The sequence below is a fragment of the uncultured Streptococcus sp. genome, assembly GCF_963516515.1.
Lineage (GTDB): Bacteria > Bacillota > Bacilli > Lactobacillales > Streptococcaceae > Streptococcus.
On the sequence record NZ_CAUQCJ010000023.1, the window covers coordinates 1 to 22,588 of the forward strand.

The window sequence follows — 22,588 nt, forward strand, 5'->3', positions numbered from 1 at the left end:
ACACAATGTGATAGAACAGTGCCACTTTGTGTGCGATAAACTATGAGCCTTTTGTTCCATATTTTTCTCCTTTCGCTTTACAATTGGATTGAACACCTTTATTGTATCGCGTTTGGAGTTTTTTTGTCTCGCACCTAGCGGAGCGAGACGGACTAACAGTCACATAATAATAAGGCTGATAGTATTAATTTCACTATCAGCCTTACAGGTTATTTAACGTTTCAGAAAAACTATAATGTCAAGATTAACTAAACAGTATCTAATTCCTTCAAATAATTTTCTATCTTCATCAACATTAAAGGATTGTTATAAATCTTACATAACTCTCTTGCTTCTATATAATAATTTTTGACTTGTTCTTTGTCTAGAAATTTGGCTCCAGCATTTCCTACAAGAATAAGTAGGGGAGCCAGTTGGTAGCTTGTCTGTCTTTGTTTACAGAGTTCAATCGTCTCAAGAGCTTCTTGGATGGCTTCGTTATATTTTTCCTTTGACACTAGGTAGTGAGCGTAGTTGTAACGAACTCTGATGTAGCCAAATAAAAACTCTTGATTCTCAAAATTTTTTGTCTGATATAACTCCATCAAATGAGAGTAGTTTGCCTCATATTCTTGTTCACGACCCACTAAGGAATAGAAATTAGATAGAGTATTCAATGCCTTTAAATAAATCAGAGTATTTGAGGAGACTTTTAATAATATATTTTCCAATGAAGAAATTGCCTCACACTTACTGTCATATTGACAGAAGTCAATAATAGCTTTAATCCATTCAAGGTAAGTTCGGTCTTCTAGTGTTAGAAAAGTACTTCGTTCAATCTCTATTCTATAAATATATTCCAAATTGTCATAATTTCTGTCATCTAATAGTCGAGCAGATAATTGCTTGAAATTAGAGAGGTTAGATTTAATTTCAATTTGTTCATTGAAAAAGTAATCCAAAGGGACTTCAAGTCGTTGTGAGAGTTTGAACAAAAGGTCTGCAGAGGGAATAAAATGACCTCTTTCAATTTTACTAATCTGGCTTTGTTCACAAATTCCTTCTGCAAGAGTTTGTTGGGAGAGACCTAACTCTTTTCTTTTCAATCTGAATTTCTCAGCGAGTGTATTCATTAAAGATAATAAACCTTCCTATTTGCTTAATTTCATTATAAAATTTTTAGTTCAAAATAGCAAGTTAAAGGAATAAAAAAATTCTTCATGGTAATAATAAGAAAAAAAAGTTAAAAATGTAATAAAAATAGTTGACTAAATAATATATATATGATAGAATAAAAACAAGGAAATAGAAAGCGGTTTCATTGCATGAGAAAAAAACGTGGAATTAAAAAATTAGTTACATTTGCATTACTAGGTGTTTTTATGTTTAGTAATACAATTCCTTACCAACAATTCATTCAGAAGAATAAACAATTGGAGATTCGAGTGCAATCACAAAAGAAGTCCAATGGTCTTGATGTTGGGAAGGCTGATTGATTTCGTATTACTTTAAAATTCAACTATTTAGAGAAAGGTATTCTTATGAGAGCTTGTAACAATACCAGATAGATATAAGAATGGAGATGTTTGATAAAATGCTTTCATAGCTAACCAACTGTTGAAAATTATGAGTTACAAAATCTAAAGTATTTAAGATTAGTTTATAAAATTAGGTCTCTGCCTGTAGAAAGGAACGTGCAGTTAGAAAGGAGGAAAAAATAGGATACTATAATTCAGACTGAGATTTCTAATTAAAATATGTAGTTGCATTTCGCTCATTTTCATAATATTTCATTTAGAGGAGTAATAATATGTTAAAATTTAGAAAAGTAGTTGCATCATCCCTTGCCGTTTTGGCAGTTAGTTTGGCTCTTCCTGTTTTGGCAGCTTCTCACCGTGGTGGCGAGTGGACCTATGGAGGCTATCATGATCCAAATAATTGGGGAGCATTTTCGAATTATTATCATGGTTCAGAGGATCACTGGGCCTATGTTGGAAGTAATGGACGTGACAATCAAAAGACAGCTTATGCAGGAGCACATAGTGCGGCCTATGCGTTTATTAATACAAATTTTGGGGAGCAAGTTACATTTGATGCGGGATGGCAAGAATAATTGAAGAAGATTCTTTTATCAATAGTTTAGTAAGCTTGTTAGTTTATAGAGGGCAGGGGTATTTCTGTCCTCTATTTTAGAATAAGGAATGCACTATGAAAAAATTATTTATACTCATATCCAACCTGCTTGCTAGTTTGTTCTTTGTTTGGGTATTTACCATTTGGACTGATACATATGTCTCCCATTATTACCCCAACGTTGTTGTACATGATTCTTCCCCTGAAACAACTTTTCAACATGTTGCTACACGCTTGGAAAAACTAGCAGAAGAAACGGATAGCTTTATTGCGATTCAACACCAAGATCCTAACTCAGAAGGTACTACAGTTTTTTCTTATACGACCTTTGGGAACGGAAAGTTGCCTGATGGGCTTCAGGAAAAAAAACTAGAAGATGCTCAAAGTAGTAGTGTTGAAACAAACTATTTTGTATTCGATGGACACCTAGATATTCACTTGCTAAAGGAGGAGCTAAGTCAACTTGGCTTGACTAACATGCACCTGACAATTCCATCTAAACTATCTACGTTAATGGCTATCTTTAGTAACGGATTTCAGTTAATCAGTCTATTGATTTTCATCTTAACCTTTGGAGCACTGACTTTAATTAGTCAAATTAGCCAATTACGGTCGTCGGGCATTCGCCTCATTTCAGGAGAGAAACGGTGGTCCATTTTCCTTAGACCAGTTGGTGAGGATTTGAAAGGGATAGCTGTTGGTTTCAGTTTAGCTGGCGTGCTCGCCATTCTTATGCAAAAAATTCTGTCGCTTCCAACGCAATCCCTAATGACCATAGGAGAAGGCTTGCTCAGTTATAATCTCATCTTGTTGTCGATCTCCCTGTTTTTCGCTCAACTCTTCGCAGTTGGGATAAAAAAGATACACCTGATGCAGATTATAAAAGGGCAAGTGCCTGTCAGAGGAGTCATTAGTTTGATTTTAATCGGTCAACTATTAGCGATTATTATTGTAACGCTGGGAATAGGGAGTAGCTTAAAGTATTCCCAAGCCTGGCAACAGCATCGGATTGGACAAGAGGCTTGGAGCCAGGAAAGGCAACTGATTACCCTATCAATCAGCCGTGAAGGAACGAGTCCTGGTTTTGATGAACAAGCTCAAAGGAAACTCAGAACTTGGTATCAATTGATGGATCTGGCTGTTTCAGAACAAAAGGCTTTCTTATCTAGACACCAGTTAATTGACCGTACTTTGCAAAATGGCATGGCTTCCTCCAAAAACTTTATAACCTCTACAGAATGGTACGATTACAGCCCGAATGGCAATGTCCTTATCGTCACACCGCAATACTTGGAGCGTCAAAACATTCCTGTAGATACAACTATTGAGCAAAAGATGAATCACCTTGATGTAGGGGAGTTTGTCTTATTGCTGCCTGAACACCTCCGTTCAGAGGAAGAACATTATAAATCTGTTTTTGAAGACGACTTAACCAGTCGCATGTCTAGTCGAGATGAACGACAGCAAATGACTGCTACGGTAGGTTATTTAGAATCAGGTCAGGATCGTTTTGTGTATAATACGACCCCTATTTCTTACCAGCAGTTTTTGAAAGATCCAATCATCATTGTTATAACACCCCAATCAACTGGTCCACAGTCCATTCTGTTTTGGGTAGACGCAGTACAGAACTACGTTCTCTTTAATCAATTGTCTGATGCCCAGGAGCTTATCCAGAGACAAGGCATTGAAAATTGGGTCTCAGAAATGCAAACAGGTTACCACAACTACATCACATTATTGGATAATATCCAGAGGGAACGTTGGGTAATGCTAGCAGGAGCTGTGCTTGGGATTGCAACTTCAATCTTGTTGTTTAACACTATGAATAGGCTCTACTTTGAAGAATTTAGACGTGCCATTTTTATCAAACGCATTGCAGGTCTCAGGTTCTTAGAAATCCATCGCACTTATCTCTTTGCTCAACTGGGTGTGTTTTTACTGGGATTTGTTGCGAGTGTATTTCTTATGGTAGAGATAGTAGTTGCTTTCTTAGTCTCGTTACTCTTTACTGGTCTATCTCTTTTACAGTTACATGTCCAAATGCAGAAAGAAAACAAGATGTCCATGCTTGTTTTGAAGGGAGGTTAATATGATTGAACTTAAACAGGTGAGTAAATCTTTTGGAGAACGAGAGTTATTTTCGAATCTTTCAATGACATTTGAGGCCGGAAAAGTCTATGCCTTAATTGGTTCAAGTGGTAGCGGAAAAACAACCTTGATGAACATGATTGGGAAATTAGAATCTTATGATGGGACGATTTTTTACCGAGGTAAAGACTTGGCCAATTATAAATCGAGTGATTTTTTCCGTCACGAATTGGGCTACCTCTTCCAGAACTTTGGCTTAATTGAAAACCAAAGTATTGAAGAAAACCTTAAGCTAGGTCTCATTGGTCAAAAGTTGAGTCGGTCGGAACAGCGGTTGAGGCAGAAGCAGGCTTTAGAACAGGTCGGCCTGGCTTATCTTGACCTAGATAAGCACATCTTTGAGTTATCGGGCGGAGAATCGCAACGGGTTGCCTTGGCAAAAGTTATCTTAAAGAATCCACCCTTTATTCTGGCAGATGAGCCAACAGCTTCAATAGACCCAGCAACCTCTCAATTGCTTATGGAGATTTTGCTATCTCTTCGAGATGATAATAGGCTAATCATTATCGCAACACATAATCCGGCAATTTGGGAGATGGCTGATGAAGTGTTCACGATGGATCGTCTGAAATAAAAATCCTTGTTTTTAATTGCACGATGAGTTACTGAAATATTATCAGGAATCAATAATTGGAGTTAATTTAGAATTGTACTTTATTAATATTGAGGTAACTTTTTCTTGATAAAGGAAGAAATAGTGGAGAGGAAGTTAGATTGAAAAAATTCGACAATTATATTATTGAGAAGTCTTGCGATTCTAATTCAGATAAACTGCAAAAAATCTTAATAATTGAAAGTTTGGTAGATGATATTTTGCAATTTTCTCTCAGAATCAATAATAGTGTAGGAGAGATTTTCCTCCTACAACTGTTTCAAAAGAAATATTTACCCATTGGGAGAAGATGTTGCAGTGGATAATGTGTTACTCACTGAAAAATATAATTTTCAACTAAAAGATTTTGAAGGATTCATTTCAAAATAAATAATAATTAAAGAATAAGAAAAATCCTCCGTTTCAAAGAGCAGGGTGAACTCTTTGTGACAGAGGATTTTTTTTCTATAGGGCTTTAGCTGCTGCAATTGCGGCTTCGAAGTTTGGTTCTGAGTTGATATTGTCCACGTATTCAACGTAGCGAATAGTGTTGTCGGTATCGAGGACAAAGACTGCACGTGCCAATAGGTGCCATTCATTGATTAAGAGGGCATAATCACGTCCAAAGGAATGGTCAAAATAGTCTGAGAGCATGATGGCATTTTCAATGCCTTCAGCACCGCACCAACGTTTTTGGGCAAAAGGTAGGTCCATAGAAACAGTCAATACGACCGTGTTGTCCAGTCCAGCCAGTTCTTCATTAAAGCGACGCGTTTGAGTTGAGCAGATACCTGTATCGATAGAAGGCACGACACTCAAGACTTTTTTCTTGCCATCAAAATCAGCCAGAGATTTTTTAGAAAGGTCTGTTGTAGTGAGAGAAAAATCAAGTGCCTTGTCGCCGACTTGTAGTTGTTTACCTGTAAAGCTCACAGGATTTCCGAGAAAAGTTACCATAAGATACTCCAATCTTTTTTCTTCCATTTTAGCTAAAACAGTTAGAATTTTCCAATGATTTGACTGGAAATGTGGGCATAGAAAAAACGCCAGCTCATGTGAGAATGACGTTTTTCAGAGTCTTATACTCAATGAAAATCAAAGAGCAAACTAAGAAGCTAGCCACAGGTTGCTCAAAACACTGTTTTGAGGTTGCAGATGGAAGCTGACGTAGTTTGAAGAGATTTTCGAAGAGTATTATTTTGCCAATCCTTCAGCAATCTTATCAAGGTTGTATTTCATCATGTTGTAGTAGCTGTCGCCTTCTTTACCTTGTTCTGCGATAGAGTCAGTAAAGATTTGTGCGTAGATTGGGATGTTTGTGTCTTGAGAAACAGTCTTCATTGGACGGTCATCCACACTTGATTCTACAAAGAGTGAAGGAGTTTTTGTTTGGCGAAGTTTTTCAACCAAGGTCTTGATTTGGTCAGGTGTTCCTTCTTCTTCAGTGTTGATTTCCCAGATATAGGCACTTGGGACACCGTAGGCTTTAGAGAAGTATTTGAAGCATCCTTCGCTGGTTACGATGAGTTTCTTCTCAGCAGGGATGTTGTTAAATTTCTCCTTAGCTTCCTTGTCAAGTTTGTCTAGCTTATCAGTATATTCTTTGAGATTTTTTTCGTAGAATTCCTTGTTGCTAGGGTCTTTAGCGCTCAATTGTTTTGCGATATTTTTAGCAAAAATCATCCCATTTTCAAGGTTAAGCCAAGCGTGTGGGTCTTCTTTACCTTTTTCGTTTTGTCCTTCAAGGTAGATAACATCAACGCCTTCACTGACTGCAAAGTAGTCTTTGTTTTCAGTTTTCTTGGCATTTTCTACCAATTTTGTAAACCAAGCATTGCCACCTGTTTCAAGGTTGATACCGTTATAGAAAATCAAATCAGCTTGAGAAGTTTTCTTAACGTCTTCAGGAAGTGGTTCGTATTCGTGTGGGTCTTGACCAACAGGAACGATACTGTGAAGATCAATCTTGTCACCAGCAATATTTTTAGTAATATCAGCGATGATTGAGTTTGTAGCAACAACTTTTAGTTTTTGACCAGAAGCTGCATCTTTTTTTCCGCTAGCACATGCTACAAGAGCAATGACGGAAAGAAAGAGAACGAGTAATGTACCTAATTTTTTCATTAGTTCCTCCAATTTATTGGGGTTTTGCCCCTTATTTTAACAAATGTTTATTTTTCAGTTTCAAATATCGTTGTTTTGGAGCGATAAAGAAGCTAATGAGAAAGAAACTAGCGGCTGTAAGCACGATACTAGAACCTGCCGCAACGTTAAAGCTATAACCAATAAAGAGTCCCAAAACTGAAGCTGTAGCTCCAAAGGTTGAGGAAAGGAAAATCATGCTTTTCAGGCTATTAGCATACAGATAAGCAGTTGCAGCTGGGGTAATCAGCATGGCTACAATCAGGATAGTTCCGACACTTTGCATGGCTGTCACAGACACGAGAGTCAGGAGTACCATGAGAAGGTAGTGATAGAAATTGACAGGCATTCCCATGGCTTTAGCCAAGAGTTCATCAAAGGAAGTGATCAAGAGTTGCTTGAAGAAAATCCAGATTAACAAGAGAATGGCTGCCCCCACACCCATAGTAATAAACATATCCGTATCTTGGACGGCTAGGATATTACCAAAAAGGATATGGAAAAGGTCAGTTGAACTTTTAGCGACACTAATCAAGATGATACCGAGGGCTAAGAAAGAAGAAAAGGTAATGCCGATGGCGGTATCGCTTTTGATAATCGAGTTTCCCTTGATGTAGGTAATGATGATAGCAGCTAGCAATCCAAAGACAATGGCTCCGATAAAGAAGTCAAGGCCCAAGATAAAGGAGAGGGCTACACCTGGCAAGACAGCATGTGAAATGGCATCTCCCATGAGTGACATCCCGCGTAGAATGATAAAACATCCCACAGCTCCAGCTACGACCCCGATGACAATAGCCGTTATCAAGGCATTTTGTAGGAAATGGAATTTTTGTAATCCATCGATAAATTCTGCAATCATAGGTCACCTCCATTGAAAAAGAGTCGATTACCGTAAGCTTCTTTGAGATTGGCTTCGGTAAAGGTTTCTTTGGTTGGACCAAAGGCAATCACTTCTCGATTGACAAGCAAGACTTGATCGAAGTAGTGGGGAACCTTGCTGAGGTCGTGGTGGACGATGAGAACCGTCTTCCCAGCTTTTTTCAAATCTCTCAGCGTATTCATGATGATTTCCTCACTGACAGAGTCAATCCCAACAAAGGGTTCATCCAAGAGGATATAGTCGGCTTCCTGCACCAAACATCTGGCAATCAAGACCCGCTGGAATTGACCTCCAGACAGTTGACTGATTTGACGTTCAGCGTAGTCAGCTAGACCGACGATTTCAAGGGCCTCTTGCACTTTCTTCCAATGTTTAGCCTTTAAACTTCGAAAGAGAGGGATAGAGGGAAAGAGTCCTAACGAGACGCATTCCTTGACCTTGATGGGAAAGTTGTAGTCGATATTGATTTTTTGTTCGACATAGGCGATTCGATGTAAGGATTTTTTAACTTCCTTGTCATCGAGAAATGCCTGACCTTGATGTGGGATAATTCCCAGCATCCCTTTTAATAATGTTGATTTCCCAGCACCGTTTGGACCAATGATTCCGGTAATTGTTGGTCCATGGAGCACTAGTGAAATATCCTTAAGTGCCAACGTTTCTTTGTAGGAGACACTGAGGTTTTCGATACGTATCATAAACTTATATTCCTCCTGTCTCTTAATATACCTTAAAAAAAAAATTAAGTCAAGTTAATTTTTGAAAAAATTAAAATAATAACTGAAAAATGATGGAAAAAGAAAGTTCATTTTTAATTGCATTCCCAAGCAATTTTTGTTAAGCTAGCAATAACTTAAAAAAATGAAAGCGAGAACAAGATGACACGTTATCAAGATGATTTTTATGATGCAATCAATGGAGAATGGCAAAAGACAGCTGAAATTCCAGCAGATAAGTCTCAAACGGGAGGTTTTGTTGATTTAGACCAGGAAATTGAAGACTTGATGCTGGCGACAACAGACAAGTGGTTGGCAGGAGAAGAGGTGCCTGAGGATGCTATCTTGGCAAACTTTGTCAAATACCACCGCCTAGTTCGTGATTTTGACAAGAGAGAAGCTGACGGTATCACACCTGTCTTACCACTCCTTAAAGAATTCCAAGAATTGGAGACTTTTGCGGATTTTACAGCTAGACTAGCAGAGTTTGAACTTGCTGGAAAACCTAACTTCCTACCTTTTGGTGTATCGCCAGACTTTATGGATGCCAGAATCAACGTTTTATGGGCTAGTGCTCCAAGCACGATCCTGCCAGATACGACCTACTATGCAGAAGACCATCCTCAGCGCGAAGAGCTCTTGATTCTTTGGAAAGAAAGCAGCGCAAATCTTCTCAAGGCTTATGATTTCTCTGATGTAGAAATTGAAGACTTGCTAGAGAAAAGACTAGAATTGGATCGCCGAGTTGCAGCAGTGGTGCTCTCTAATGAAGAAAGTTCAGAGTATGCTAAACTCTACCATCCATATTCATATGAAGATTTCAAGAAATTCGCGCCTGCCTTACCTCTGGATGACTTCTTCCAAGCGGTTCTTGGACAAGTGCCAGACAAGGTTATTGTAGACGAGGAACGTTTCTGGAAAGCGGCAGACCAATTCTATAGTGAAGAAGCTTGGCCTCTCCTCAAGGCAACCTTAATTTTAAGTGTTGTCAATCTCTCAACCAGCTATTTAACAGAAGAAATTCGTGTCTTGTCAGGTGCCTATAGCCGTGCGCTTTCAGGAGTTCCAGAAGCCAAAGACAAGGTCAAGGCAGCTTACCAGCTAGCACAAGGTCCATTCAAACAAGCCTTGGGTCTTTGGTATGCCCATGAAAAATTCTCCCCAGAAGCCAAGGCAGACGTGGAGAAAAAAGTGGCAACTATGATTGATGTCTATAAGGAACGTTTGGCTAAAAATGACTGGCTGACTCCTGAAACTCGTGACAAGGCCATCGTCAAACTCAATGTCATCAAGCCTTATATCGGTTACCCAGAAGAATTGCCAGAACGTTATAAGGACAAAGTAGTAAATGAAAATGCTAGTCTTTTTGACAATGCTCTAGCCTTTGCGCGTGTGGAAATCAAGCACAGTTGGAGCAAGTGGAACCAGCCTGTAGACTATAAGGAATGGGGCATGCCTGCTCATATGGTCAATGCCTACTACAATCCACAGAAGAACCTGATTGTCTTTCCAGCGGCCATTTTACAGGCACCTTTCTATGATTTGCATCAGTCATCTTCTGCTAACTACGGTGGGATTGGTGCAGTTATTGCCCATGAAATTTCCCACGCCTTTGATACCAACGGAGCATCCTTTGATGAAAATGGTAGCCTCAAGGATTGGTGGACAGAGAGTGACTATACTGCCTTCAAGGAGAAAACGCAAAAAGTTATTGACCAATTTGATGGACAGGATTCTTATGGAGCAACCATTAACGGTAAATTGACTGTATCAGAAAACGTGGCTGACTTGGGAGGAATCGCTGCAGCGCTTGAAGCAGCTAAGAGAGAAACAGACTTCTCAGCAGAAGAGTTCTTCTACAACTTCGGTCGCATCTGGCGCATGAAAGGTCGTCCAGAATTTATGAAACTTTTGGCTAGCGTCGATGTGCACGCACCAGCCAAACTCCGTGTCAATGTACAAGTACCAAACTTCGATGATTTCTTTACAACCTATGATGTCAAAGAAGGAGACGGTATGTGGCGTTCACCAGAGGAGCGCGTGATTATTTGGTAAGGCAAATAAGCAAGTAAAACTCCTATAATTATACCTTCCCTATCTATGTACACCCTAAAAAGTTAGATAGAATAATCTAGCTTTTGGGGTGTAGTTCATAGGGATTATGAAATTGAAGTCTTTTCTTATTTTAAAATTCATAGTAAAATATCCCTCTGTATCAAGATAACAGGAGGATTTTTATGTCTCAAAAGACTATCAACATAGGCTACGCCCGTGTATCTACTCATAAGCAAGACCTAGGATTGAAAGTGCAAATCGAAGCTCTCAAACATTGCGATAAACTTTTTATAGAAAAGGAATCTGGTGCAAATAACACTCGTCCTGAACTTACAAAAGCCTTAAAACTGGCCTCTGACTTTTCGAAAGATGGCAAGCAGGTTACTTTCACTATCTATAAGTTAGATAGACTGACTCGATCTATGTTTAAGCTACTAGAACTTATTGAACTATTTAATGAATCTCATATTCAGCTAGTCAGTTTGCATGAAAAACTAGAAACAGATTCTCTTATCGGCAGGTTACTTTGCATCATTTTAGGCTTTGTGGCAGAAAATGAGCTGGAAAATCTGAGGTTTCGCACAAAAGAGGGACTTCGAAAAGCTAAGGAAAATGGTGTTAGATTAGGAGCAAAACGGATTTCAAAAGAAAAGGAGGAGCGGATACTTAACAAATATCTACATTCAAATATAAGCATACGTAATATTGCAAAATCTGAACAAATTTCTACATCAACCCTATATAAAGTGTTAGAACGCAATAAAGTGGCGAACAATCGTCAAAAAAAACAGAAAATCATTGCTAAAAACAGGGAAAAATGGTAGAATAAAGCCGTAAATTTGTTTCGATTAACGACCCTTTGGCGAAACATTCAAAATAAGAATATGAATATTTTAGAAAATGCGAGTTTAACAGTGTTTTTAACCTGTATTAGACTAGCATTTTTTGTGTATCGTTTAAGGGTCGTTATGCGATACAGTTAGTTCCTTATCTCTAGAGGAAGTAGCTAGCTTTTGGCAACAAAAAATTTAAAAATCATTAAGATATGTAATAGTGTGATAGACGTATTGTTCAGTTAATGGATGAACGTTTATTTAAGGCTTCTATCAAGAACATTAAATGTTTAGAGAATGAGTTGGCTCAAAATTTTGCTTTTGTGGTCTTGAAAGGAAGTTGATTTTGTCATTTTATAAGCCTAAAAAGGCAATTATATATTCCCAAGGAGGAAAAATTATGAATAAACTTACTAAACTAGGTATTGTTACCTTCTCTGCTGTCACTCTTAGTGCTGCAGTGCCAACTTTGGTGCATGCCGAGGAAAACGTTGCGCCGCAACCAAATGCTGCCGCGAGACCAACTATTCAACCAACACTCACACCAAAACCCAATAGTAACTGGGTTGATTACAGTATGCTCGACCCAATTGCTAAACCAAAACCAAAGCCAGGCAAAGAAGTTTCGAAACCTGCTAATTCGAATAAAAATGAAACACCTACGGATGAAACTACCGGTAAGAGTGCTTCAAAACCAAAGGAAGAACTTAAATCGGTTGATGAAAAAACTCGATTAGCTGAACTTAAGACAAAGTATGATGTCGATCCTAGCAATAAAGAGATAGACACAACTCTAACAATGTCTGCTGCTGAAATTGTAAAAGGTCTCAACACTGAAGAAGATAAGAAAAGAACCGAAACGTTAGCTGCGGCAGGTGTAGCTTCGAGTATAGTAGAACATGATGCGATAGTATTTGAAGAAACTAGAAAAGCTTATCTATCTACAGGTGTTGACATTACGAAACCGCCGTTCACAAAATCAAACCCTAATGATCCTTATGAAGCTGTTGCGGCAGTAGTTCTACAATCAGAACCAAAATATATCATTAAAGCTATATATATGGATGCTGCTAAGCTTAAAAAATTTGGTTATACTGAAAAAGCACATGTTTCTGATATTACACCAAGTGAATTATCCTATCCAAATGGCGAAAAGTTTGAAGGTGGTTATACATTGGTGGACAGCTATAATCATCATATTAATTCCGTTCAGGAAGGTAGTAATATTAAACTTGTTGGAACAAAATGGGACTATGATGAGATTCAAAGAAATTCAAATGCTCATATCAAAGAACTTGTTGCTCCTGAAATTAAGGGATACACTTTCAGCCATGTTGAGAAAGCACGAGACCTCCCTGATTTATCAACGGATCCGCGTGTTGTTAAAGTTGATTATGAATCAATCTATCATATGCATGGAGGCAAATCAGTTCTTGATAGTTCATTTTATCTAGATATCCTGCATTACTATTTCATCTACAACAAAGATGAAATAGCTAAGGAAATTCCAAACCCTGAGATAAACAATATCAAGCCCGCTGAAGATACAACTTTAAAACCTGCTAGCAATCCTGTGGCAAACACACAACCGACAGCCAACCCGACACCAACTCCAAAACCAACAGAAAATCCTCAAACAGAGGTTAAACCTGCAGAGCAACCACAACCTACTCAGCCAGTAAAACCAGCTGAGAACAAGCCGGTTGAAAATAAACCAGCTGAAACACCCGTTCCAGCTCCAAAACCAGCAGAAAACCCTCAACCAGAGGTTAAACCTACAGAGCAACCGCAGGAAAATAACAGAAAACCAGTGAGAAGATGGCATCTACGTGACGGAAGCGTTCAGGAACACCCTGTTGTTACCTACGCAGATATTGTAGCACCACTTCCTATCAGTGATATGAAGGAAACTCCTATCAATGGAATATGGACTGCTGAAAAAGATTTTATCAATAACAAACCAAGATTAGCTTACTTTATAGGTAGCGCGAATAGGTGGATCGAAGAAAATGGGAGGGAATTTTCTCTTGAAGAAATGAGGAAAAGCCATGTGTATATGTATCCGATTCGAGTGAAAATTCCAGAATTGGAAGGTAGAAACTATGAAGCGTATACAATTTATACAGGTATTTTTGATGGGAAAACAGGACATGTTGAACTAAACAAAAACACTAACATCACAGGTCAAGGTTACATGGCTTTCCGCACTACAAAAGAAGACAATGACGTGGAAGTCTATCAATTTTCAAAAAATAGGCAGGTAACACCACTTTATGGCCGTTCGCTAAATGAGAGAGGAAGAAGCGAGGGAGATTTTGGTTTATACGCAGAAGTTTATCAAACTTACGTTTTCTTATTTAAGAACCACACCGAAAAACCAGCCGACCAAGCAAAACCAGAAGTCAAGCCAAGTGAAAATCCTGTAAATCCAGTTACACCAGTTGCTCCAATAACACCGACAACTCCCGTAACGCCTACGCTTAATCCAGCCATCCCAAACAATACTCGTGTTCTTTCGAGCATAGCTGGAAACGTTCAAGTATATGGTTCAGAAGCAACACTCAAAAATGTCAGATATATCAGGGTAGAAGAAACCAAGTCGAATTCACTTGAATCAAAAAAATACAAGGCATTCGACATTCATCTGTATGACGCGAGAGGCAAGGCTATTCAGCCAAACGGCTGGGTTACGGTTAGCGTGTTGGCAAACCAGCCAGTGGAAAATGTTTACTACGTGAATCAAAACGGAAGCTTGTTTGCGCTTGATTTCAAACAAAATGCCGATAAGGTGACTTTTGAAACCAATCACTTTAGTATCTATGCTATGACTTTTAAAGTTGCCGCAAGCCGTGATAACGGAGGTAGTACAACTCCTGTTCCAGTTGTAAATAGTAGTAATACTCCAACAACCACAGAACAAAAAGGAAATGACGTAAATAGTACAAAAACTCAAGCTGAGCCGTTAGTAACTAAGACTGAAACTATTTCGAAACAAGTAGCTAAGACTTTGCCAAATACTGGAGAAAATAACTCAATTCTCGCTACCCTATTTGGAATGTTAACTCTAACTGCTGGATTGTTTAGCTTTCGTAAGGAGTCAGAATAACTCCAATTCATAGTTTATCTATCAATTATTTTAGACTGTGAAAAAATCAATTTGGGGAGATGATTTAGAAAATCTTTTCATGATAAAACGCATAATATCAAATTTTCATACACTTGATATTATGCGTTTTTTATAATTCTAAAATAGTATAAATATAGTGAGATGAAATAAAATCTGAACAAATCAATTAGGAAATTGAAAGTAATTTAGAAAAATGAATTAGAAGTCAGGACGTACTATTCTAGCTTCAATCTATTATAAATTGCGATATTTATTATCATCAAAATCTTGCTAGAAAAAAGGATTGAAGGTCTTTTCGTGAGCAATAGTAGTAGCTGGACCATGTCCTGGGTAGACATCGTAGTTTGGTAGGGTGAAGAGTTGGGTCTGGATACTGTGAAGGAGTTGCTCCATACTACCAGTTGGAAGATCCGTCCGTCCGATTGTTTCACGGAATAGAGCATCACCTGTCAAGACTAGGTGAGCATCAGGGAAGACTAGGGAAACACCACCGATAGAGTGACCTGGTGTTGGCAAGACGGTGAAACGAAATTCCTCTAATTGATATTCCTCATGAAATACAAAGGTGTGTTCTGCAGGTTTTGCGACAACATCTGCCATATCATCGTGGCGAGGGAGGCCAGAGAGATTGTCGACAGGAGTGTAGAGCCAGCTAGCTTCGCTCTCTGCGATATAGACAGGAGGATTGCCAAAAGTCTCGCGCACCAAGTCCAGACTCATGATATGGTCATAATGGGCGTGGGTCAAGAGAATAGCACAGATTGGTTTGTTAATGTTCTCGATGGTCTGACGAATGGCGTCCCAATGGCTCCCGGGATCGACAACGATGAGGTGTTTTTCACCTTCTAGGTAATAGGTATTTTCATAGGCAACAGGATTCACAGTTTTATGGATTTTCATACTAGCTCCAATCTCAAAGAATGTACTAAGATAAGTATAGCACAGTTGGGGAGAATAAGCTGAAAAAGGAAATAATTCTAGAAAGAAGAAGACGTTTTGGATAAGAAAAATAAGCCTCGAGTGAGTTCGAGGCTTAAACTACTTTAATTGCCAGCGTAGTATTTTTGGATTCCCTTGACAATCCCTTCAACCAGTTTATCTTGGTATTCACTACTGCGGATTTTTTGGTTTTCTTCTGGATTATCCATATATCCCATCTCTAGCAAAACAGCTGGTTTGGCTGTTTCGCGAAGAACAGCAAAGGTAGCTTGCAAGAGTCCAGCATCTCTGGCTCCAGTTTCAGATAACAGTGAAGAATGGATATCTGCAGCAAGACGGTTACTTTCACTCATCCGTTCAGGATTATTATGCCAATCTTTGTTAATTTTGCTAGGGAAACCAGGTTCATCCTTGTAAGAATAGGTCTGGATACCTAGATTAACAGTTGTATCATTCCCTTTTGCGTTGAAATGAAGGCTGATGAAAAAGTCAGCATTGGTCTTGTTAACCATGCGAGAACGCTCGGTAATGAAATCAACATCTATATCGCTATCTCGAGAAGTGAGAACGGTGTAGCCAAGATCTTCTAATCGTTTACGTAATTTACGGTAAACTTGTAGGTTCAAGTCTTTTTCAGCTATGCCATAGTAATAAGCACCGCGGTCCTTGCCACCGTGTCCTGGATCGAGAAAGATTGTTTTAGAGTAATGTCCTTTTTGAAAACCTTGTGCTAATTCACGAAGCCATTTTCCATTTCCTTGGAAGAGCTGGTTTTTACCATCCACTGCATAGGTTCCTGTGACATACACACCATCGTCCTTAAGATAGTACCAAGCTTGATAGTCTGGGTCGTAAATCCATTCCTTGTGGGCCATGTAGCCACCAGATTTGAGGTAGTAGGAACCAATCCATTGTTTTTGGGCGTAGCGTCCGCCAGATTTGAGGTAAAACCAACTAGAGTAGCTTTGGTCGTAGACCCATTCCTTATCTGCCATAGCACCGCTAGATTTGAGGTAGTAATCGTCTTTCCAGACATTGGCCAACATTCTACCGTAGTCATCAAAAGCATACCACTTACTATTGATTTGGCTCCATTGGTTGGATAAATATTTACCTGAACCATTGATATAGTACCAATTATTTCCCATCTGGTACCAGCCGTTTTCAAGCAAATAGCCATGACTATCAAAGAGATAACCATCATAGAGAGTATCTGTAAATTTGACCCCAGTTTGACTATAAAACGTCCACTTGTTCCCTTCTTTTACCCAGCCAGTCTGTATAGGTTGAGTGGGTTTGCTTTCTTGCTCACTTGAACTAGCTATACTTGTCGAAGTTTCTGTACTAGCTTGAGAACTACTAGTAGAAGTAGTTGTAGAACTACTAATATGGTTACTAATAGAATGACTCGTATCATCAGCCAAAACGACTTGGTTTGATAAACCAAGAATAGCCAAAGCTAAAAGTGTCAGTCTTTTGTGTGATTTCATGTGATTTGCCTTTCTAGAGAGATGAAAATTCAGTAATTATTGTAAAAAAACTGTTCTTATTACCATTATACACTAAAAAGGTTAGAAAATTACCAGAATATCAAATCTTTTCTTATTGAAAAAGAAGAATATAATTTCATTTCACTAACTTTTAACGTAGTTAATACCAAAATAAAGTTAGATGAAAATCAGATGGTTTTATTATTTTGGTGTAAATCTTATTTCATCTTCCTTCCCAACAAATTGAATAAGGATTATAATCCCCTTTTTCTAGTTTTCATATTCTTAAAAAAGTGATAAAATGGTAGGAAGAATTGGAGAGTAGAGATGCCAAAAGAAGTGAATTTAACGGGCGATGAGGTTGTCGCTTTAACGCAAAAATATTTATCAAAAGAAGATGTTGCTTTTGTCCATAAGGCCTTGGTCTATGCGGTGGAATGCCATAATGGTCAATACCGCAAATCAGGCGAGCCTTATATCATTCATCCTATCCAAGTGGCAGGTATTTTAGCCAAGCTCAAGCTGGATGCTGTAACGGTAGCTTGTGGTTTCTTGCATGACGTGGTAGAAGATACAGAAGCGACCTTGGATGATTTGGAAAGAGAGTTTGGTCCTGATGTGCGGGTAATCGTAGATGGGGTTACCAAGCTTGGTAAGGTCAAGTACAAGTCTCATGAGGAGCAGTTGGCTGAAAATCATCGCAAGATGCTCATGGCCATGTCTGAGGACATCCGCGTGATCTTGGTCAAACTGTCTGACCGCCTGCACAATATGCGGACGCTTAAACACCTTCGAAAAGACAAGCAGGAGCGTATTTCTAAAGAAACCATGGAAATCTATGCCCCACTTGCCCATCGTTTGGGGATTTCCAGTGTCAAATGGGAATTGGAAGACTTATCTTTCCGTTATCTCAATCCAACGGAGTTTTACAAGATTACCCATATGATGAAGGAAAAGCGCAGAGAGCGTGAGGCCTTGGTGGATGAGGTAGTTACGAAACTAGAAGACTATACGACAGATCGTCACCTAAAAGGGAAAATTTACGGTCGTCCCAAGCATATTTACTCGATTTTCCGCAAAATGCAGGATAAGAGAAAACGGTTTGAGGAAATCTATGACCTGATTGCCATTCGTTGTATTTTGGATACCCAAAGTGATGTTTATGCCATGCTTGGTTATGTGCATGAGCTTTGGAAACCGATGCCTGGTCGCTTTAAGGACTATATCGCCAACCGCAAGGCCAATGGTTACCAGTCTATCCATACGACAGTTTATGGGCCAAAAGGGCCGATTGAATTCCAGATTCGGACCAAGGCCATGCATGAGGTGGCTGAGTACGGGGTTGCGGCTCACTGGGCTTATAAGAAAGGCATCAAGGGGCAGGTTAACAGCAAGGAATCAGCTATTGGGATGAACTGGATCAAGGAGATGATGGAGCTCCAAGACCAGGCTGATGATGCCAAGGAATTTGTGGACTCTGTTAAGGAAAACTATCTGGCTGAGGAGATTTACGTCTTTACCCCAGATGGAGCTGTCCGTTCTCTTCCAAAAGATTCAGGACCGATTGACTTTGCTTACGAAATTCATACAAAAGTCGGGGAAAAAGCAACTGGTGCCAAGGTCAATGGTCGTATGGTTCCACTGACAACCAAGCTCAAGACAGGGGATCAGGTTGAAATTGTCACCAACCCTAACTCCTTTGGACCGAGTCGTGACTGGCTCAATATGGTCAAGACCAGCAAGGCGCGTAACAAGATTCGTCAGTTCTTTAAAAATCAAGATAAGGAATTGTCAGTCAACAAGGGTCGTGAAATGCTGATGGCCCAGTTCCAAGAAAATGGCTATGTGGCCAATAAATTTATGGACAAGCGTCATATGGACCAAGTTCTGCAAAAGACCAGCTACAAGACAGAAGAATCCCTCTTTGCGGCCATTGGTTTTGGAGAAATCGGTGCTATTACCGTCTTTAACCGTCTGACTGAAAAGGAACGCCGTGAGGAAGAGCGTGCCAAGGCCAAGGCGGAAGCAGAAGAACTTGTCAAAGGTGGCGAGGTTAAGGTTGAAAATAAAGAAACCCTCAAGGTTAAGCATGAGGGTGGTGTGGTCATTGAAGGTGCCTCAGGTCTCCTAGTGCGGATTGCCAAGTGCTGTAATCCCGTGCCTGGTGATGATATTGTCGGCTATATCACTAAGGGGCGTGGTGTGGCTATTCACCGTGTGGACTGTATGAACCTGCGTGCCCAAGAAAACTACGAGCAACGTCTCCTTGATGTGGAATGGGAAGATCAGTATTCAAACTCAAATAAGGAGTATATGGCCCATATCGATATTTATGGCCTCAACCGTACAGGACTGTTGAACGATGTACTGCAAGTTCTTTCAAACACAACTAAGAATATCTCAACAGTCAACGCTCAACCAACCAAGGATATGAAATTTGCTAATATCCATGTATCCTTCGGCATTGCCAATCTTTCTACATTGACTTCGGTCGTGGATAAGATTAAGAGCGTACCAGAAGTTTACTCTGTCAAACGGACCAACGGCTAATTGGCCTAGCTCTTACTAGAAAGGCTATTATGAAAATCATTATCCAACGGGTTGCAAAAGCCCAAGTGAGCATTGAAGGTCAGGTTCAGGGAAAAATCAATCAGGGACTCTTATTGCTGGTTGGTGTTGGACCAGAGGACCAAGAGGAAGATTTGGACTATGCTGTGAGAAAACTGGTCAATATGCGGATTTTTTCAGACGCAGAAGGCAAGATGAACCTATCTGTCAAAGATATTGAAGGAGAAATCCTCTCTATTTCTCAGTTTACCCTCTTTGCGGATACTAAGAAAGGCAATCGTCCAGCCTTTACAGGCGCAGCCAAGCCTGATATGGCATCAGACTTCTATGATGCTTTCAATCAAAAATTAGCACAAGAAGTGCCTGTTCAGACAGGCATCTTTGGAGCGGATATGCAGGTTGAGTTGGTCAATGATGGACCAGTTACCATTATCCTAGATACTAAAAATAGATAAGAAAGACCAAGCCCAGCCGGCTTGGTTTTTCTTATCTATCATAACATACTCCAAAATGGCATCGGTTCTTGATAGGCTTTAGGGAAATCTTGTTTTAAGATTTGGCAAGTGCGATAGGAAGGGATGAGATGGCCTAGGATGAGGAGAGTTCCCTGAAGGAAAAGTGGCACACCACTTAAACATATCAAGGAGAGAATGATCAGGCTATCCCATAGGAGGATTTGTAAGGCAAAACGCCAGAATATCGGTCTAATCTGGGAATAGAGTTGGCTAAAGTGGTCACAAAGTTGGTTAGAAAGATAGGTCAATAACACAGGATGAAAGAAAATGAGCCAACCGCTATAAATTAAAATCCAATCCCAAGTAAGCCCTTCTTTAAATGTCAAAAATGCCAGCATGATTCCATCAATGACAAGGAGTTGAGTGGTTTTGATGAAGATGATTTTTTTCATGCTAAAACCTCCTTTTCCTTAGAGACACTCCCATAAAGAGATGTGTTTATCGTAAAAATCTGGATAGTGTTCTCTTAGGTAGTCAGCCGTCCTATAATATAAAGTAGAATGGCAAGCAGTGATGATTGGCATAAGAGATGAAAAACGCTGAGAACTAACGAAGGCTAAAAGGACAAAAAATAGAAAATCAATGGAGAGAACCCCTAAATAGTAGAAGCGAATCTTTTTATTGATTTGAGGATAAATCTCAGCGAATTGATGTTTGAGTTGGACAACCAAGCGAAATAGCAGTAGTCCTTGAGCAAGGAGGAAAATAAAACCAGTGAGCAAGAGCCATTCGAAAGCTGTCTCGGGTCTAGTGCTAAAAAATGCAAATAGTAGCAAATCGATGACTGCAATTGCTGTAAAATGGATTCTAAAGAGATTTTTCATAAGATGACCTCCCTCTTTTATCTATCTTCATTCTACTCCAAAATAATGGGAGTTACAAGTAAAATGATAAAAAATTTTAGTAAGGAGATTCTGTTAGATTTCTTTATTTGATTTCCCTCTTATTGTTCCACCTCTTCATCATTCCAGACAAATAAAGCTCCGATTGCATTGAGGATATAAAAGATGTATTTTCCGATATTGGCAAAATTTCCTTGAATACCAGCTTTTGTCAGCTGAACGAAATTGTAAATCAACCAAAAGCCCCACTGAGTTGTTAGTTTCAATGCGTTCAAAGCATTGGCAATGAGTGAGAGTGCAAAGGCAATGGTTGTTACATAGGCAAGGAGATTCATCTTGCCTCCATAGCCGATATAGTTGGTCACAAAGGCAAAGAGGAAGGCGATGATTGAAATGATGATGGCCGCCAATTTTAGCTGTTTTTGGCTCATTTGGTTGGGTCTGCCTTCTTGCGAAGCTTCCCATTTCTTAATAGCAAAGGTATAAATGAGGAAGGTGACGGGATAGGTAATGATGGCCGCCTTATTTCCAAGGATATAATCAATGGTACCAGACAAAATGGTATTAACAATACCAAAGTAATTTCCCCATTTGCTTAATTTTCCCGTGAAACGAGTGGACAACATGGAAATCCCAACGTTGGTTACGGAAATCAATCCAAAAGGAACAAGAGCAGTCCATGGTCCCCAGTCTACAAATTTGTCGAGACGTGAGTTGAGGTAACCAGATGCAATCGCAATCCCAACGACCAAAGCAACCCCGAAGAGGTCAAACCATTTGGATGTCGCAAAAATTTTGAGTGATTTTTTCATATATTAAAATATCTTTCTTTTTTTTTAACAAATATTGTACAACTAAATGAAAGTAAAATCAAATGATAGAAATAAAACCCTGAAAATAAAAATTTCAGGGTTGGTTGGGTATTTGAGAAATTAGTCGATTTTCTCGACGTAGAGTTGTTTGGCAATGTCCATACTTACTTGTAAATCCTCGTCTTTACTAAGGATAGTGAAGGTGTTGCTGAAGCCGTCAAACTGCTTGACTTGGAGAGGATCACCGATGTGAAGTGAGTGCTTGTCCAGATAATGGAGAATGTCAAAACTATCGTGCACACGAGTCAGGCGGTAGGCGCCAGCTTCCTTGATATCAGCTAGTGGCAGGTTATTGATTTCAACCAGGAGTTCTCCCTTGGCAGGAATGGTTCCTCCGTGGGGGCAGGTTTTAGGGAAACCAAGCAATTTATCCAGTCTTTCCACGAAAAGGTCAGAGACAGTATGCTCCAAGACCTCAGCTTCCTCGTGAATCTGGTCACTCGTATAGTCTAAATGATGAACTAGAAAAACTTCAATCAAGCGATGTTTACGATAGAGCTCAGAGACCAATTTGAGGCCGAGGTCAGTCAGTAGATAGCCACATTCCTTGTCCTTTAGGATGAGATTTTCACTTTTCATCCGTTTAATCATTTCAGTTACGGCAGGGGGAGAGACTTGCATACGAGCCGCAATTTCCTTGTTGGTGATTTTATGTAGGTCTGTGCCAATTTCATAAATACATTTTAGATAATCTTCTTTATTCGGGGTCATTCGTTTCCTCTTGTCTAATATCTTTATCTAGTATATCAAA

20 protein-coding genes and 1 pseudogene are annotated in these 22,588 nt (G+C 39.4%); 10 read left to right on the forward strand and 11 right to left on the reverse strand.

Annotation, left to right across the window (positions count from 1 at the left end):
* Positions 1 to 248 precede the first annotated feature (248 nt).
* Positions 249 to 1,112: a helix-turn-helix transcriptional regulator gene (locus tag RYL77_RS05770; protein ID WP_315010504.1), complete on the reverse strand. Its 864-nt coding sequence runs from the start codon at positions 1,110 to 1,112 to the stop codon at positions 249 to 251.
* A 192-nt stretch (positions 1,113 to 1,304) separates the two neighbouring features.
* On the opposite strand from RYL77_RS05770, the gene RYL77_RS05775 reads away from it, so the two are divergent.
* The 5 genes and pseudogenes from RYL77_RS05775 to RYL77_RS05795 form a co-directional block, all read left to right on the forward strand.
* The gene (locus RYL77_RS05775) at positions 1,305 to 1,475 is read left to right on the forward strand and encodes a PhrA family quorum-sensing system peptide (protein ID WP_001227862.1); all 171 of its coding nucleotides are present in this window, start codon (positions 1,305 to 1,307) and stop codon (positions 1,473 to 1,475) included.
* A gap of 314 nt (positions 1,476 to 1,789) precedes the next feature.
* Positions 1,790 to 2,092: a lactococcin 972 family bacteriocin gene (locus tag RYL77_RS05780; RefSeq protein WP_004260361.1), complete on the forward strand. Its 303-nt coding sequence runs from the start codon at positions 1,790 to 1,792 to the stop codon at positions 2,090 to 2,092.
* Positions 2,093 to 2,187: 95 nt separating this feature from the next.
* A complete protein-coding gene (locus RYL77_RS05785; RefSeq protein WP_315010507.1) occupies positions 2,188 to 4,203 on the forward strand; it encodes a DUF1430 domain-containing protein in 2,016 nt (671 codons plus the stop codon).
* A gap of 1 nt (position 4,204) precedes the next feature.
* Complete coding sequence (locus tag RYL77_RS05790; protein ID WP_315010509.1) at positions 4,205 to 4,837, forward strand: ABC transporter ATP-binding protein; 633 nt, start codon at positions 4,205 to 4,207, stop codon at positions 4,835 to 4,837.
* A 140-nt stretch (positions 4,838 to 4,977) separates the two neighbouring features.
* Positions 4,978 to 5,136 (forward strand): annotated as a pseudogene (locus RYL77_RS05795) (competence protein ComA); the annotation flags it as partial.
* A 184-nt stretch (positions 5,137 to 5,320) separates the two neighbouring features.
* Here the strand turns inward: RYL77_RS05795 and tpx are convergent.
* The 4 genes from tpx to RYL77_RS05815 form a co-directional block, all read right to left on the reverse strand.
* On the reverse strand, positions 5,321 to 5,812 hold the full coding sequence (gene tpx / locus RYL77_RS05800; protein WP_000256026.1) for a thiol peroxidase: 492 nt from the start codon (positions 5,810 to 5,812) through the stop codon (positions 5,321 to 5,323).
* 237 nt (positions 5,813 to 6,049) lie between these two features.
* A complete protein-coding gene (gene psaA / locus RYL77_RS05805; protein ID WP_000733076.1) occupies positions 6,050 to 6,979 on the reverse strand; it encodes a metal ABC transporter substrate-binding lipoprotein/adhesin PsaA in 930 nt (309 codons plus the stop codon).
* 31 nt (positions 6,980 to 7,010) lie between these two features.
* Positions 7,011 to 7,859, reverse strand: a complete 849-nt coding sequence (locus RYL77_RS05810; protein ID WP_000559776.1) for a metal ABC transporter permease — start codon at positions 7,857 to 7,859, stop codon at positions 7,011 to 7,013.
* A complete protein-coding gene (locus tag RYL77_RS05815) occupies positions 7,856 to 8,578 on the reverse strand; it encodes a metal ABC transporter ATP-binding protein (protein ID WP_000619146.1) in 723 nt (240 codons plus the stop codon). Before RYL77_RS05815 ends, RYL77_RS05810 begins: the two co-directional genes overlap by 4 nt.
* Positions 8,579 to 8,758: 180 nt before the next feature.
* Here RYL77_RS05815 and pepO point away from each other — a divergent pair, with 180 nt between their 5' ends.
* The 3 genes from pepO to RYL77_RS05830 all read left to right on the forward strand — a co-directional run bounded on the left by pepO (position 8,759) and on the right by RYL77_RS05830 (position 14,590).
* Positions 8,759 to 10,651 carry an endopeptidase PepO gene (pepO, locus tag RYL77_RS05820; protein ID WP_315010512.1) on the forward strand — a complete coding sequence of 631 codons (1,893 nt, stop codon included), beginning with the start codon at positions 8,759 to 8,761 and terminating at the stop codon, positions 10,649 to 10,651.
* A 182-nt stretch (positions 10,652 to 10,833) separates the two neighbouring features.
* Positions 10,834 to 11,475, forward strand: coding sequence for a recombinase family protein (locus RYL77_RS05825; protein ID WP_315010514.1), 642 nt, complete (start codon positions 10,834 to 10,836; stop codon positions 11,473 to 11,475).
* Between the two features lie 409 nt (positions 11,476 to 11,884).
* Positions 11,885 to 14,590, forward strand: a complete 2,706-nt coding sequence (locus tag RYL77_RS05830) for an LPXTG cell wall anchor domain-containing protein (RefSeq protein WP_315010516.1) — start codon at positions 11,885 to 11,887, stop codon at positions 14,588 to 14,590.
* Positions 14,591 to 14,881: 291 nt separating this feature from the next.
* Here the strand turns inward: RYL77_RS05830 and RYL77_RS05835 are convergent, their stop codons facing one another.
* Positions 14,882 to 15,511 (reverse strand): MBL fold metallo-hydrolase, encoded by a 630-nt coding sequence (locus tag RYL77_RS05835; protein ID WP_315010518.1) that lies wholly within the window; start codon positions 15,509 to 15,511, stop codon positions 14,882 to 14,884.
* 143 nt (positions 15,512 to 15,654) lie between these two features.
* Positions 15,655 to 17,040, reverse strand: a complete 1,386-nt coding sequence (locus RYL77_RS05840) for an N-acetylmuramoyl-L-alanine amidase (RefSeq protein WP_315010520.1) — start codon at positions 17,038 to 17,040, stop codon at positions 15,655 to 15,657.
* A 327-nt stretch (positions 17,041 to 17,367) separates the two neighbouring features.
* Between RYL77_RS05840 and RYL77_RS05845 the strand changes: the two genes are divergently transcribed.
* Positions 17,368 to 19,590: a bifunctional (p)ppGpp synthetase/guanosine-3',5'-bis(diphosphate) 3'-pyrophosphohydrolase gene (locus RYL77_RS05845; RefSeq protein WP_315010522.1), complete on the forward strand. Its 2,223-nt coding sequence runs from the start codon at positions 17,368 to 17,370 to the stop codon at positions 19,588 to 19,590.
* 29 nt (positions 19,591 to 19,619) lie between these two features.
* Positions 19,620 to 20,063 carry a D-aminoacyl-tRNA deacylase gene (gene dtd, locus RYL77_RS05850; RefSeq protein WP_315010524.1) on the forward strand — a complete coding sequence of 148 codons (444 nt, stop codon included), beginning with the start codon at positions 19,620 to 19,622 and terminating at the stop codon, positions 20,061 to 20,063.
* Between the two features lie 38 nt (positions 20,064 to 20,101).
* Here the strand turns inward: dtd and RYL77_RS05855 are convergent, their stop codons facing one another.
* From RYL77_RS05855 to RYL77_RS05870, 4 genes are all read right to left on the reverse strand, one after another.
* Complete coding sequence (locus tag RYL77_RS05855) at positions 20,102 to 20,515, reverse strand: hypothetical protein (RefSeq protein WP_315010526.1); 414 nt, start codon at positions 20,513 to 20,515, stop codon at positions 20,102 to 20,104.
* 18 nt (positions 20,516 to 20,533) lie between these two features.
* Positions 20,534 to 20,947 carry a hypothetical protein gene (locus RYL77_RS05860; protein ID WP_315010528.1) on the reverse strand — a complete coding sequence of 138 codons (414 nt, stop codon included), beginning with the start codon at positions 20,945 to 20,947 and terminating at the stop codon, positions 20,534 to 20,536.
* 119 nt (positions 20,948 to 21,066) lie between these two features.
* Positions 21,067 to 21,777: a nicotinamide mononucleotide transporter gene (locus tag RYL77_RS05865; RefSeq protein WP_173277945.1), complete on the reverse strand. Its 711-nt coding sequence runs from the start codon at positions 21,775 to 21,777 to the stop codon at positions 21,067 to 21,069.
* Between the two features lie 120 nt (positions 21,778 to 21,897).
* On the reverse strand, positions 21,898 to 22,548 hold the full coding sequence (locus RYL77_RS05870) for a metal-dependent transcriptional regulator (protein ID WP_315010531.1): 651 nt from the start codon (positions 22,546 to 22,548) through the stop codon (positions 21,898 to 21,900).
* Positions 22,549 to 22,588 lie beyond the last annotated feature (40 nt).

What these genes read in the sequence shown, in the direction of transcription:
- dtd (WP_315010524.1), top strand. Translation starts at nt 19,620, where the DNA reads ATGAAAATCATTATCCAACGGGTTGCAAAAGCCCAAGTGAGCATTGAA.
- RYL77_RS05865 (WP_173277945.1), bottom strand. Translation starts at nt 21,777, where the DNA reads ATGAAAAAATCACTCAAAATTTTTGCGACATCCAAATGGTTTGACCTC.
- tpx (WP_000256026.1), bottom strand. Translation starts at nt 5,812, where the DNA reads ATGGTAACTTTTCTCGGAAATCCTGTGAGCTTTACAGGTAAACAACTA.
- RYL77_RS05830 (WP_315010516.1), top strand. Translation starts at nt 11,885, where the DNA reads ATGAATAAACTTACTAAACTAGGTATTGTTACCTTCTCTGCTGTCACT.
- RYL77_RS05855 (WP_315010526.1), bottom strand. Translation starts at nt 20,515, where the DNA reads ATGAAAAAAATCATCTTCATCAAAACCACTCAACTCCTTGTCATTGAT.
- RYL77_RS05825 (WP_315010514.1), top strand. Translation starts at nt 10,834, where the DNA reads ATGTCTCAAAAGACTATCAACATAGGCTACGCCCGTGTATCTACTCAT.
- RYL77_RS05785 (WP_315010507.1), top strand. Translation starts at nt 2,188, where the DNA reads ATGAAAAAATTATTTATACTCATATCCAACCTGCTTGCTAGTTTGTTC.
- psaA (WP_000733076.1), bottom strand. Translation starts at nt 6,979, where the DNA reads ATGAAAAAATTAGGTACATTACTCGTTCTCTTTCTTTCCGTCATTGCT.
- RYL77_RS05815 (WP_000619146.1), bottom strand. Translation starts at nt 8,578, where the DNA reads ATGATACGTATCGAAAACCTCAGTGTCTCCTACAAAGAAACGTTGGCA.
- RYL77_RS05845 (WP_315010522.1), top strand. Translation starts at nt 17,368, where the DNA reads ATGCCAAAAGAAGTGAATTTAACGGGCGATGAGGTTGTCGCTTTAACG.
- RYL77_RS05770 (WP_315010504.1), bottom strand. Translation starts at nt 1,112, where the DNA reads ATGAATACACTCGCTGAGAAATTCAGATTGAAAAGAAAAGAGTTAGGT.
- RYL77_RS05775 (WP_001227862.1), top strand. Translation starts at nt 1,305, where the DNA reads ATGAGAAAAAAACGTGGAATTAAAAAATTAGTTACATTTGCATTACTA.
- RYL77_RS05860 (WP_315010528.1), bottom strand. Translation starts at nt 20,947, where the DNA reads ATGAAAAATCTCTTTAGAATCCATTTTACAGCAATTGCAGTCATCGAT.
- RYL77_RS05870 (WP_315010531.1), bottom strand. Translation starts at nt 22,548, where the DNA reads ATGACCCCGAATAAAGAAGATTATCTAAAATGTATTTATGAAATTGGC.
- RYL77_RS05840 (WP_315010520.1), bottom strand. Translation starts at nt 17,040, where the DNA reads ATGAAATCACACAAAAGACTGACACTTTTAGCTTTGGCTATTCTTGGT.
- RYL77_RS05780 (WP_004260361.1), top strand. Translation starts at nt 1,790, where the DNA reads ATGTTAAAATTTAGAAAAGTAGTTGCATCATCCCTTGCCGTTTTGGCA.
- RYL77_RS05810 (WP_000559776.1), bottom strand. Translation starts at nt 7,859, where the DNA reads ATGATTGCAGAATTTATCGATGGATTACAAAAATTCCATTTCCTACAA.
- RYL77_RS05835 (WP_315010518.1), bottom strand. Translation starts at nt 15,511, where the DNA reads ATGAAAATCCATAAAACTGTGAATCCTGTTGCCTATGAAAATACCTAT.
- RYL77_RS05790 (WP_315010509.1), top strand. Translation starts at nt 4,205, where the DNA reads ATGATTGAACTTAAACAGGTGAGTAAATCTTTTGGAGAACGAGAGTTA.
- pepO (WP_315010512.1), top strand. Translation starts at nt 8,759, where the DNA reads ATGACACGTTATCAAGATGATTTTTATGATGCAATCAATGGAGAATGG.